The following is a 12055-nucleotide window of genomic DNA, read 5'->3' as shown; positions in this document are numbered from 1 at the left end:
GCGGTTCCAGCGGCTCCGTTTTAACCGGAACCGCTCTAGTTTTTCTGGCCGACAGCTTTTGGCGGCTCCATGCGTGAATGCGCTGGATTTGGAGCCTGTTTGGGTGCGGCTGCCGTTGCAGTTTGCGTCTTCCTGGCAATCGAGCCGGTGATAAGGCTTGCGCTGTCAGGCTTGTTGCGCCCACCGATAAGCTGATCTTCGTGCACCCAGCCGATCATGTTCGTCTTCGGGACGATCACGCGATGCCAGCGTCCGGTCTTTCCATAGGAGCGCATCTCGCGACCTTTTTCCACGACGCCGATAGATGGCGACTTGTCCCAGGCATTCTTATGGATGGTGAGCCGCGCCTTGGCATAAATCACCGATGGGGAGCTTGCCGGAGTGTTGACGCCACGCGGCGGCATGGAGCGTAGCGCAGCGGCGGGCGAGGATACGACAACCTGATTTGTGGGGCGCGGCGGGGTGGCGGTCTGGATTGCCGCCTGCTGCGCCGGCTTTTGCGGTGCGGGTGCCACAACGGGCGCCGCGACAACGGGTGCCGATGGACGCGGTACAGGGCCGACAGCGGCGCCGTAATCCTTCGACGGCGCCCTGCTCTCGGGGGGCTTGCTCTCGGAGGCTTTGCTGGTGACGGTCGCCTTTGGCTCGGTTCGTGCTGCGGGCTGTGTATTCGGCTTGGAAGCGGGGCGCTGGAACAGGGCTGTTATCGCGGCTTGCGGGCTCTTATGCTGAGAGGTTGCCCACAAGCTGAAGGCACCTAGACCCAAAATTGCGGCAAGCGCGAGAACGGGGGTGGATGAGCCGGAAGACTTGCCCGACGACTTGGCCGAGCGCTTTGTGGAGCGCTGGGGCGAGCGGGTGGTGCGTTTCCGTGCAGCCATCGTCTGTCTCCTGTTCGAATCGCGATGGGGAGACACTACCAATTGTTCCTTCGCATTTGGTTACCACAGCGTCTGGCGCGAACGCTGGAACGACGAAGCGGAAACAAAAAACGCCGCTTTCGCGGCGTTTCAAGGTAGATTGGTGAAGACTTACTGGTGCCCAGACGTCTTGTCATCGCAAGAGGTCTGGCCTGATGCCTTCTCTTGCTGCCGTTGGTTGGCTTCGCTTGCCTCAACTGCGTTGCGCAGCTCTGCCCATTCGCGTTCATGACGACGATAAAGCTCGTCGGAAACAGTCTGGATACCCATTTCGGTCCTCCGTTTTATCTGGTGCCCCAAATAACATGGCGAAGTCCGAAATGTTGCATCACAAAGCGTAAGCGTTTGAAATCTTAATCGGTTTATATGTTTATAACGTCTTGCCGATTTCAATTTTCCTGAATGGAAACACCACCTTCTCCGATTTTCATCTCGATTCCGGCGGGTTTGGTCTCTTCACGATAGACATAAACCGCAAGACCCGCAGCCACGACAATCAGCGCGCCAATAATCAGATAAAGCCCGTTTCTATTCACATTCAGTCTCCAGCTTATTGGTAGTGAAGTGAAAACGCGTGCGCGTGCGATTTTGTTCCCCCGAGAGGCTTCGCAGAAAAGCAGAAAACCCACGCGAGGGGGCTCGCGTGGGTTCGTCTGTCGTTCACTTCACGTCAGTGCGTGATGGCCGGTAGTGTTTCGGTCGGAACCATGGAGGTGAATGGCGGCAGATAGGCCTGAGCCATCACCAGAAGGCCGACGAGTGCGGCCAGCGCAATGGAATGGAAGAACACATAGCGCAGGATCTTCGATTCATGCCCGTACCACTGCGTCGCGGTTGAGGCGACGACGATGGACTGTGCGTCGATCATCTTGCCCATCACGCCACCAGAGGAGTTTGCAGCCGCCATCAGGACAGGCGACAGGCCGAGCTGTTCCGCCGTGATCTTCTGCAGGCCGCCAAACAGGACGTTCGACGCCGTGTCGGACCCTGTCAGCGCAACGCCGAGCCAGCCCAGCATCGCCCCGAAGAACGGATAGACCCAGCCGGTCTGCGCGAAAGCGAGGCCGAGGGTCGCATCGGTGCCCGAATAGCGCGTGACATAGCCAAGCGCCAGCATGGCCGAGATCGTGATCAGCGAGAAGCGAACCACGTAGGCGGTCTCGCCATATTCCTTCAGAAGCCTTAGCGGGTTGAAGCCGAGCACAAGTCCGCCGACCACGGCAGAGAGCAGGATGCCCGTGCCGGTGGCCGAAAGCAGATTGAGCGTATAGATCGCGGCCTCGGAATGCGCTTCGGCCACGACGGGCGGAACCTTGAACACCAGGTTGTGCAGATAGGGGATCGGCATTTTCCAGACCCAGAGCGAGTCGAGCCATGTCCGGAATTGCGGCGTGCCCCAGAGGAACACGAACACCGACAGGATAAGCCAGGGCGTCCAGGCCCGGAAAACGGTTCCGGTGGAATGCTTCGGCGGCGCTGGCATAGGGGCCGAATCCGCTTCGCCTTCCTTGCCGGTCGAGGTCCAGATTCGCTTCGGTTGCCAGATGCGCAGGAAACCGGCGAGTGCCGCCATCGAGCAGATCGCAGCGACCACATCCACCAGCCACGGCCCATGGAAATTGGACACCAGATATTGCGGAACGGCGAAGGCAGCACCTGCCACCAGCAATGCAGGCCAGACTTCCAGCATGCCTTTGCGACCGGCAAAGGCCCATATCAGCCAGAAGGGCACGATGACGGAGAAGAACGGAAGCTGGCGTCCGATCATCCCGGAGAGTTGCAAAAGGTCAATTCCGGTCACCGCCGAAAGCGCAATGACCGGCGTTCCAAGCGCGCCATAGGCGACCGGCGCCGTATTGGCGATCAGTGAAAGGCCAGCCGCGGGCAGGGGAGCAAAACCCAGCCCCATCAGCATCGCAGCCGTCACGGCTACAGGCGTGCCGAAACCCGCGGCACCCTCAAAGAAAGCACCGAACGAAAAGGCGATAAAGAGAAGCTGGAGACGACGATCCGGCGTGATGCCGGCGATGGAATCACGCAGAATATTGAACTGGCCGGTCTGTTCGGTCAGCCGATAGAGAAATATGACGTTGAGAATGATCCAGCCAATGGGCAGAAGTCCATAGGCGGCACCGTAAACGGCGGTGGCACCCGCCATGTCGGCAGGCATTCCGAAGCCGACGACTGCGATGACAAGCGCTGTCAGAAGCCCGAGTATGGCTGCGGTGTGTGCTTTGATGTGGAAAAAGCCGATACCGCCCAGCAGGACGACAATTGGCAAGGCGGCAAGCAATGTCGACCAGAACATGCTCCCCAAAGGGTCATAAACTTGATTCCAGGGCATAGGTCCTCCCTTCCTGGATGTGCAGTTCCTCTCCTTGATAATGAATGCGCCGTCGCAATTTTTTCGACGGTTATGCAATGAACGACCATCCTCTCCCGAATGGCAGTTGAATTACGAAGTGCTAATTTATGTAGACAGATAATTGGTAAGCTTACTTTACCAGAGCTGTCAATTCGCTGATTCTGCTACTTTCGGACGGGAAAGCGCTTCAAGCGCTTGCATGTAGTCTGGTCCGTGCTGCTTCAAGTTGTACCCAGGCAGGGTATCCATCAACTGCTCGTTACGTCATGCAATGGGAAACTGGTAAGATTCGCGCACAAAAATGGCGCGAAATCACCAAGCCTTCGTGCAGATCGCGCTTGGTCATCATCTTTTGCAAATCCCCAAGAGGAAAACCGCGCCTGCGGGCGCGGCTGCTGAATACATCGTTCGGGGGCTGTCAGCGTACCTCAAGCACTTCGCCAGTACGACGATCAATCACCACGCGCATATCATTATCGCGACGGTCTATCCCCCGAACAACGTAGACGTTACGGCGCCGTGAAACGCTTTCGACTTCGTCCATTCCCTCACTGCGTGCGATTCGCGCTGCTCTTCGTTCGCTGATTTCCCCACCCTCATGCATGGGGCGCCGGTCGCCATCAGGATTAACCTGGATACCATTGGGACCTATTTCGATACTCTGTGCCTGTGCGGAGGCGGTTGAAAAAGCAGCCACCATAATCACCGCTGCGATTGCCGAAAATTTGTACATGGCACCTATCCATCGTTGGTTTTGCGCCCGCCGCTGAAATGAACGGCCTAAATCTCCGCTGGTTCCTCGTGGAGTGGTCAACTCTCCTAACACGCTGAACATCCTGTGATTGCGCTCCGAAAGATTCGGACCGACGATGCGAAGCTGAGCATAGCCTTTGTGCTAGTGGTTCTGCTTTCGACATTTGCATCCCTCGGATATGAGCGCTGAGCAAATGTTGGAATCAAAAAGACCACTAGTAACTTTATGAATCTAGAGGATTTTTCAAATTTGACGTTTGAAACGGGATTGATATCGGAAGGGTATCAAACGTCAAATTCAATCCACTAGCGTCAGGTTCGAGGGCACAACATCTCCTGCAATGAGCGGTTCGGCTTATTTTTTTATTGAAGATTGAAAATAGCTCTTGCCTTAGGAATGCGAATTCTCTAGGGAACTCAACGTCCGAGAGGGCCACGGAGCGTAGCGCAGTCTGGTAGCGCACCTGATTTGGGATCAGGGGGTCGCAGGTTCGAATCCTGCCGCTCCGACCAACTTCCCCAAGATTTGATTTGGTCGATATATGAACGTCCCGGCACAGGCTGTGGCGTGCGCCTTTATCGCGTTGACATGCATTCCCGTGTAAACTATTGGCTTGGTGGATTTTCAGCTCCCCAGCGGGGCAAGAGAGTAGTTCAGGGTTCTTCAAATGGTTGCACGTATTTACCGTCCAGCTAAGACTGCCATGCAGTCCGGTCAGGCCAAGACAGATCAGTGGCTTCTGGAATATGAGCCGGAAAGCCCGCGTATGGTCGAGCCTTTGATGGGCTATACTTCTTCCGGCGATATGAAGAGCCAGATTCGTCTGTTCTTCGCCACGCAGGAAGAAGCAGTCGATTACGCAAAGCGCAACGGCATCGCCTATCGCATTATCGAGCCGAATGAGCCGAAGCGCCGCAAGGTTTCCTATTCGGATAATTTCCGCTTCGACCGGACAATGCCCTGGACGCATTGAGACGCATTGATTGCCTGTCTGGCCTGACACTTGTTTCAGGCCGGACGATGCGATAATTCGGCAGGGCTTTGCTGGCAAAGCCCTGCGTTCATTGAAATATCTTCGATCTTTTTCGAAAGGCGAGGTCCCGTAGCTCAGTTGGATAGAGCGTCAGCCTTCTAAGCTGAATGTCACAGGTTCGAATCCTGTCGGGATCGCCACCTTATTTTTCCACCCACCCAACATATTGAAATAGCTCCCCCTTTTTTGATGTGAGGGGAGTATCATGTTCTCTTCAGTTTCTTTGTGCCCGATTGAGCGAGTTTTTAGCGTTCACCTGTTTGATGTCATGCGGGGCACACCGCCCACCCGTCAATTAATTTCCGGAGGTCATCTTGCACAAGCAAACCACAACACAATTGGCGTTGGGCCTTCTGGATTGGAACCGAAAGCATCTGGTTCAAAGCGAAACGCTTACCGAGGCAATCATCGCGGAGAGATTCGCGGACCAGTTTGTCGTCAAGGCCAATGGACGCGTCCATCCTGCCAATCATTCCAATTATCTGACGTTTCTGAATGGTTTCCGCAGCACGATCCACGCTATCGACTATGATGTGCAGGAGGTTGTTGCGGAAGGAAGTTCGGCGGTGCTGGCAATGACTGCTACAGTCGTGCGTCTTGATGAAACAACGGATCAATTCGAAGCGATGCTGCTTTTGAAATTCGATGAAACTGACCGCATCACCCTCTGGCATGAAGTTTATCTGAAGACAGAATAGAGACTGTGTGGAGCTTCCCGCGATGACAGAACGCCGCGAGCACTTCGCGGCGTTTCCAGTTTCGTTCCTATGTCCATTACTGTCCGTGCGGTCCGTCAGGAACGCGGTGTCTCATATAGACTCGCGGCCCGTGATTGCCGGGGCGCCCATGCCAGCCGGGACGGTCGTGCCATCCACGACGATCCCAATGTCTGTCGCGATAATAGCGGCGATCACGATACCAATAGTCGTCGCGGTCATTGAGTGCGGAGCCTATGGCGACGCCAGCAATGAGCGGAATACCGATTAGCGCAGCCGTTCGACCGAAATCATCGGAATAACCGCTGGATGTTCCCTCTCGAAATGCCAGATAGCGCGAAGATGCCCAGCCATAGGTCGGACCGTAGCTCACCTGACACCAGCCGTAGCCGGATGTGCAGCCACGCACATTCACAGGCGCTCCGCTGGGGATGGAGCCAAGCGTCGCATAGCGTGTGCCGGGACCTGTACGAATATTGAGGTTGGTGGTGGATATGGCGTTCGACGCCTGCGCCGCGCCCGCCGCAAATACGCCCAAGGCAACAAGGGCGGCTTTGAAAGCAAGCTTCATCGGAGTTCTCCCTGAACTGTCTTTATTGCTTGTAAAACGACATCGGCGAGAGAAGGTTCCAATCAGGTCCGCTCGGCAAGTCAGGCAGTCTAAAGTTGTCGAAAACAAAAAGCGCCGGAAAACCGGCGCTTTTGATGATCGTTGAATATGTCCGCGACTATCGTCTGCAGCGAGCCACATATATGCGGCCATGACGGTCGCGATACTGGCAATTGCCGTTGCGCAATTCGCGCACCAGCAGGCCGCCCAATGCGCCCGCACCGGCACCGATCAGCGCACCACGTCCACCGCCAGCAATGCCGCCAATGATGGCACCTGCGCCGGTGCCGATGGAAATGTCCTTTTCCGTGGTTGTGCAGCCCGTAATTGCGAGTAAGGCAACCAACCCAAGCGCCACTTTCCGCATCCCTGTCTCCTCCTGAGAAAAATCAGACTAAGTTTAAACGATTGATTTCGTGTTCGGTTGCTTTGAACCGGCAGGCCGGTGCGAAAAATATCGCAGGCCCAGGCCCAGGCCCAGTCCGGGGCCCAGTCCGGGGCGCCTCAGTGGCGGCGATGACGCAGGATGACTGCAATGGCCAGTCCAGCTAGCCCAAACGCGATAACGCCTTGCAGAATGAAAACCCAGTTCATCATGATGCAGTCCTCTGACACTTACCTCGTTGAGAGGTACGTACGAATTTGGCTTCTACCTAGCGCATTTTGAACGGATGGGAAATGCAGGATGATGCCTTTGCGCTAGACCGATGAAATCATTAAATTTATTTAATGGGAGCGTTCACTTGGCATTCACATTAGCAGGCGCATTGTCCCCACATCGAATACAACAAAGGATGCCGACATGAAGAAGATCGTTATTGCTCTTGCTGCCTTTTCCTTTCTCGCAGCCCCTGCCGCAATGGCACAGCCTTATCCGTCGCATCACAGCCAGCCTTCGCACAGCCAGATGCACAAGGGTGGTCCGAAATATGATGCACGCAAATATGACAACCGTCGTCATCAGAGCTGGAAGAAGGGCAACCGTCTGCCGCCAAATTATCGCGGTCATGTCGTCAACAACTATTCGAGCTACAAGCTGCGCAAGCCGCCGCGTGGTTATCACTGGGTCAAGGTCAACAATGATTATATGTTGATCGGCATTGCCACCGGCATCATTTCTTCCATCGTGGCAGGCCGGTAAACCATTCGCAGGAATAATGAAAAGGCGGCCAATGGCCGCCTTTTCTGTATCTGTCGTCAATTCTCGGGACCAAAATACTTGGCTTTCAGCTTGGCCACGGCTTCATTTTCATGAGCGCTGATGATCGCCACGGTCGCGGGTTTGACAAGTTCGCTATGACGCGGAAAAGCAAAACCATATTTATCCGGACTGAATATGTTACCGACCATATCGATAGGCTGGTCGGCATGCTGATGAGCGTAATATTCCAGCACAGGGCCATCGCCGACGATGGCCGCAATTTCATCGCTGACGAGTGCGTTGACGGCTTCCGGCATATGGTCGAAAGGCACTGTCGCGATGGAGCGGGACTTCAGGAATTGTTCGGCGACGCTGCCTGCGCGTACGCCAACGGATTTTCCCTGCAGATCGGAAAGGCTGGAAATGTTGTTGTCGATATGAGCGACGGTCATGACGCTTGTAATCGATGAGGTAACGTAGGCGATAATTGCGATACCGAACACCATCCAGAATGTCTGCCAGATGCGTCCCACCCAGCCGAACAGGTTCTTTCGCGATGTTTTGCCTGACGTCGCAATGGAAACCACGTGATAAAAGCTCTCGGCCAGCCCCTCGCGCCAGCGTTTTGGAAAGCCTTCATCGAAACGCCTGTCGAAGATCGTAAGTAATATCGTGGCCGCAACGAGAATACCGAGTATCCAGGCATAGGTTGCCAGATGCCCGGCGTCATCCAAGCGATTGATCAGATCATCCCAGCCGCTTCCTGCCTGGGTGTGCACCATGATGCGCAAGCCCGCATCGAACCACGGATGAGTGAAGTCGACGATCTCGGCGCGCTGCTCCGTAATCGTCAAATTGGTGACGGCGGCTTCAACTTTGCCTTCTGAGACGGCTTTCACCAGTTCGGTATAGTTCGGATACTCCACATATTTCGAAGCAAGGTTCATCCGGGTGGCGATATCCTGCCAGATATCGATTGCCATGCCGGAATAAGAATCGCCCTGCTTGTTGACGAATGGCTCGCTGACATAGACGCCGACCTCTACAGGCTTGGGTGTCTGTTGAGCGTATGAACCCGACGAAACCACCACCAAAAGTAGAGTCAGAAGAAGTTTGCTTAATCTTAGATTGATAAGGTTTTTGGCTGATATTAACGACAAAGCAGGTCCCCACATATTCCCAGTACTAACCGAATTCAATGTATATCCGATATTTTGATTGTGTTAAAATTTACTTCTATGAACAAAATGATATTGTGGGAAATATTATTATTAGTATCTGCTAATTAATTTGTTGTCTGTTTTATGCGTATATGGAACCGAACGCCTCCTTTTCAGTTATTGCGGCTAACAAGCCGAAAATCATAACGCGGCAAAAGAGGGGTTCATGGAGAGTATCGACAACCCGGATTCTGCGGTGCGTTCTGTCACGACGGCACCGCCACGCCTGCCAACCCTGGCGGCAATGGCAGTGGCCGTTGCCATTCTCTACTTTGCAAAAGACGTCTTTTTGCCGCTTGCCATAGCGGTGCTGCTGACATTTGCGCTTGCGCCGATTGTCGCTTTTCTGCGCAGGGCCGGTCTTCCGCGCCTGTTCGCGGTGATTACGAGTGTTGCCGGTGGCTTCCTGATCGTGGCCGTCTTCAGTGCGGTGGTTGCTTTTCAGGTCTCAGAAGTCGCTCAGAATATCTCGATCTATCAGTACAACATCATCGAGAAGATCAGAACGCTCAAGGAAGCGAGTTCCGACAACAGTTTCTTCGACAGGCTAAACAGTTTTGCCGAGCGCATCGGCACTGAAATCAACAGACCCGAACAAAAAACACAGGCTCTGCCTTCGGACCAACCGGAGGAAAAGCCGCTCCTCGTCCAGATATTCTCACCCCGCCATCCGGTTGAAACGCTCAGGAGCATCATCGAGCCGCTCATCGGTCCGCTCGCAACGACGGGTCTCGTCGTGGTCGTCGTGATTTTCATGCTGCTCGAACGGGAGGAACTGCGGGATCGCTTCATAAGGCTTGTCGGCTACGGTGATCTTCACCGCACGACCGAAGCCTTGCAGGATGCGGGAAAGCGTGTCGGCCAATATCTGCTGACCCAGCTTGTGGTGAATATCACCTATGGCGTGCCGCTCGCTTTCGGGCTCTGGATTCTGGGTATCCCGAACGCCGCCTTGTGGGGGATGCTGGCAATCGTTTTGCGGTTCGTTCCCTATATCGGCCCGGTCATTGCGGCGATCCTGCCGTTGTTCCTCGCCTTTGCGGTCGCACCCGGATGGGATCTGCTGCTGTGGACAATCGGGCTCTTCGTCCTCATCGAGCTTCTTATAAACAATGTGATCGAGCCGTGGCTTTATGGTTCTCGCACCGGCCTCTCACCGCTTGCGATCATCGTCTCGGCCATTTTCTGGACATGGCTCTGGGGGCCGGTCGGGCTTGTTCTGTCGACGCCGCTGACGGTCTGTCTCGTCGTGCTGGGGCGTCACGTGCCGCAATTCGAGTTTCTGGAAATCCTGTTCGGCAACGAGCCGGTGCTCGACCCGAAAGAGCGCCTCTATCAGCGCCTTCTGGCCGGAGACCCGGACGAAGCCACGGATAATGCCGAGGAAATGCTGGAACGGAAATATCTGGTCGAGTTTTACGGTTCTGTCGCAATTCCGGCGCTTTTGATGGCGGAGCAGGATCGCCTTCGTGGGGTCCTGACCGAGCCGCAATTGCAGATCGTTGCCGAAAGCACGAAAACGCTGGTGGCCAATCTGGAGCAGATTGCGAACGAAGAGGAGGGCGATGACGAAGAGATCGCGATCGAAAACCCTGATGGCGACGGCAACGCATCCGATCTGGAGCTTCCGTCTGGCGAAGGCCGGTCATTTCTGACATTCGGGGGCCGAAGGGGGCTTGATGACACGGCTGCGATCATGCTGGCCCAGGTGCTTGCCGTACAGGGCGCTTCAGCAGAAGCCGTCGCGCATGATGCGCTGAAACCGGCAAATCTCAGGGCGCTGGATCTTTCCGGTAAAGATACGCTGATGATCTGCTTTCTGGATCGTCGCGCGGCACGCCATGCCCGTTTTGCCGTTCGTCGTCTGCGACGGCTGCAACCTTCTCTGCGCATCGGTGTGGTGCTGTGGCATGATCCAGGCGAAGCACGATCCGTTGACCGGGAGGCGTTGCGGGAAGAAATGCAGGCGGATTTCGTCGCCTGCACCATGATAGAGGCCGTTGTGGAAGGACTTTCCGAAAGAGAACCGAAACCCTTGAAAACGGCAAAAAAGACCGTTCGAGCGCGGTCACGCAAGGTGACCGCCGCAAAACCGGCTTAGATCGCTGCAAAGCCTTTTTCGAGATCGGCAATGATATCAGCCACGTCTTCCAGACCGATCTGGAGCCGAATTACCGGTCCCGGATAGTTGCCCTTGGCTACTGTCCGGTCATTGAGACGGACATGAACCGCGAGGCTTTCGTAGCCGCCCCAGGAATAACCAAGACCGAAAATCTCCAGCGCATCAAGGAAGGCATGAGCTTCCTTCTGCCCGCCACTTGCAAGCACGACGGAGAAAATACCCGAGGAGCCGGAGAAATCCCGTTTCCAGATTTCATGGCCGGGATGGCTTTCCAATGCCGGATGCAGAACACGGTCGACAGCCGGGTGTTTTTCAAGCCAGCGCGCGACTTCCAACGCGCTCTTGCGATGATGTTCCAGCCGCACGCCCATCGTGCGCATGCCGCGCAGGATCTGATAGGTGTCGTCAGCCGACGTGCACAGTCCAAGCGTTCCATGCGTTTCCAGAAGCTGCGGCCAGCATTTTTCGTTGGCCGAAACCGTGCCGAACAGAATATCGGAATGACCGGACGGATATTTGGTCGAGGCATGGATCGTGATGTCCACGCCGAAATCGAGCGCCTTGAAATAAAGCGGGGTGGCCCATGTATTGTCCATCATGACGATGGCGCCGCCCTTGTGCGCTTCTTCAACGATTGCCGGTATGTCCTGCATCTCGAAAGTGTTGGATGCCGGTGATTCCGTAAATACGACTTTGGTGTTCGGTCGCATCAGCTTTGCGATGCCGGAACCGATTTCCGGATCGTAATATTCGACGTCCACGCCCATGCGCTTCAGGATCGTATCCGCAAAATGTCGGGTCGGATTGTAGATCGAATCGACGAACAGCGCATGATCGCCCGGTGACAGGAAGGCCAGTAGCGGAACGGTTACAGCTGCAAGTCCGGACGGCACGCAGACGGTACCCGCCGAACCTTCCAGCGCATCGATGGCCGCGCACAGCGCATCGCTGGTGGGCGTGCCGCGCGTACCATAAGTGTATTTCTGGTTGCCGGTCGCCATTGTTTCCGCATCGGGGAATAGAACGGTCGAGGCACGGACAACGGGTGGGTTGACGAAACCATGATAATCGCGCGGCTGATAACCGTCGTGAGCGAGCCGTGTGTTTATACCCAGCTTCCCAGCTTTGCCCTGCTGTGTCTTGCCCTGCTGCTTAGTCACGAAAATGCCTCCAG

Annotated in this window: 13 protein-coding genes and 2 tRNA genes; 6 read left to right on the top strand and 9 right to left on the bottom strand. The window is 55.4% G+C overall.

What is annotated here, in order from left to right; genetic code table 11:
- Nucleotides 1-35: 35 nt before the first annotated feature.
- The 5 genes from MKS82_RS05790 to MKS82_RS05770 form a co-directional block, all read right to left on the bottom strand.
- Entirely contained in the window at nt 36-881 is an 846-nt protein-coding gene (locus MKS82_RS05790; RefSeq protein ID WP_151677957.1) for a hypothetical protein, read from the bottom strand.
- A gap of 150 nt (nt 882-1031) precedes the next feature.
- Nucleotides 1032-1190 carry a hypothetical protein gene (locus MKS82_RS05785; protein ID WP_010661697.1) on the bottom strand — a complete coding sequence of 53 codons (159 nt, stop codon included), beginning with the start codon at nt 1188-1190 and terminating at the stop codon, nt 1032-1034.
- A 119-nt stretch (nt 1191-1309) separates the two neighbouring features.
- Nucleotides 1310-1456 (bottom strand): hypothetical protein, encoded by a 147-nt coding sequence (locus MKS82_RS05780; protein ID WP_010661698.1) that lies wholly within the window; start codon nt 1454-1456, stop codon nt 1310-1312.
- A gap of 134 nt (nt 1457-1590) precedes the next feature.
- Entirely contained in the window at nt 1591-3264 is a 1674-nt protein-coding gene (locus MKS82_RS05775; protein ID WP_151554804.1) for an L-lactate permease, read from the bottom strand.
- A 439-nt stretch (nt 3265-3703) separates the two neighbouring features.
- The gene (locus MKS82_RS05770) at nt 3704-4018 is read right to left on the bottom strand and encodes a PepSY domain-containing protein (protein ID WP_151554803.1); all 315 of its coding nucleotides are present in this window, start codon (nt 4016-4018) and stop codon (nt 3704-3706) included.
- A 456-nt stretch (nt 4019-4474) separates the two neighbouring features.
- Between MKS82_RS05770 and MKS82_RS05765 the strand changes: the two genes are divergently transcribed.
- The 4 genes from MKS82_RS05765 (at nt 4475) to MKS82_RS05750 (ending at nt 5770) form a co-directional block, all read left to right on the top strand.
- Nucleotides 4475-4551, top strand: a tRNA-Pro gene (locus MKS82_RS05765).
- A gap of 155 nt (nt 4552-4706) precedes the next feature.
- The gene (locus MKS82_RS05760) at nt 4707-5012 is read left to right on the top strand and encodes an ETC complex I subunit (protein ID WP_061347344.1); all 306 of its coding nucleotides are present in this window, start codon (nt 4707-4709) and stop codon (nt 5010-5012) included.
- 123 nt (nt 5013-5135) lie between these two features.
- Nucleotides 5136-5212: transfer RNA gene (locus MKS82_RS05755), tRNA-Arg, on the top strand.
- Nucleotides 5213-5386: 174 nt separating this feature from the next.
- A complete protein-coding gene (locus MKS82_RS05750) occupies nt 5387-5770 on the top strand; it encodes a hypothetical protein (RefSeq protein ID WP_235912981.1) in 384 nt (127 codons plus the stop codon).
- A 76-nt stretch (nt 5771-5846) separates the two neighbouring features.
- On the opposite strand, the gene MKS82_RS05745 is transcribed toward MKS82_RS05750, so the two are convergent.
- Nucleotides 5847-6359 (bottom strand): SH3 domain-containing protein, encoded by a 513-nt coding sequence (locus MKS82_RS05745; protein ID WP_240578482.1) that lies wholly within the window; start codon nt 6357-6359, stop codon nt 5847-5849.
- Between the two features lie 157 nt (nt 6360-6516).
- Nucleotides 6517-6765: a YMGG-like glycine zipper-containing protein gene (locus MKS82_RS05740; RefSeq protein ID WP_061347348.1), complete on the bottom strand. Its 249-nt coding sequence runs from the start codon at nt 6763-6765 to the stop codon at nt 6517-6519.
- A gap of 435 nt (nt 6766-7200) precedes the next feature.
- Between MKS82_RS05740 and MKS82_RS05735 the strand changes: the two genes are divergently transcribed.
- The gene (locus MKS82_RS05735; protein WP_240578481.1) at nt 7201-7539 is read left to right on the top strand and encodes an RcnB family protein; all 339 of its coding nucleotides are present in this window, start codon (nt 7201-7203) and stop codon (nt 7537-7539) included.
- 56 nt (nt 7540-7595) lie between these two features.
- Here MKS82_RS05735 and MKS82_RS05730 read toward each other — a convergent pair whose 3' ends face one another.
- Nucleotides 7596-8630, bottom strand: coding sequence for a transporter substrate-binding domain-containing protein (locus MKS82_RS05730; protein WP_240578480.1), 1035 nt, complete (start codon nt 8628-8630; stop codon nt 7596-7598).
- 295 nt (nt 8631-8925) lie between these two features.
- Here MKS82_RS05730 and MKS82_RS05725 point away from each other — a divergent pair, with 295 nt between their 5' ends.
- Entirely contained in the window at nt 8926-10860 is a 1935-nt protein-coding gene (locus tag MKS82_RS05725) for an AI-2E family transporter (protein ID WP_240578479.1), read from the top strand.
- On the opposite strand, the gene MKS82_RS05720 is transcribed toward MKS82_RS05725, so the two are convergent.
- A complete protein-coding gene (locus tag MKS82_RS05720; protein ID WP_240578478.1) occupies nt 10857-12041 on the bottom strand; it encodes a cystathionine beta-lyase in 1185 nt (394 codons plus the stop codon). The two genes, MKS82_RS05725 and MKS82_RS05720, sit on opposite strands and share 4 nt — an antisense overlap.
- Nucleotides 12042-12055: the final 14 nt, after the last annotated feature.

The organism is Ochrobactrum sp. A-1 (assembly GCF_022488005.1).
Lineage (GTDB): Bacteria > Pseudomonadota > Alphaproteobacteria > Rhizobiales > Rhizobiaceae > Brucella.
This window is presented reverse-complemented; position numbering and strand designations above follow the sequence as displayed.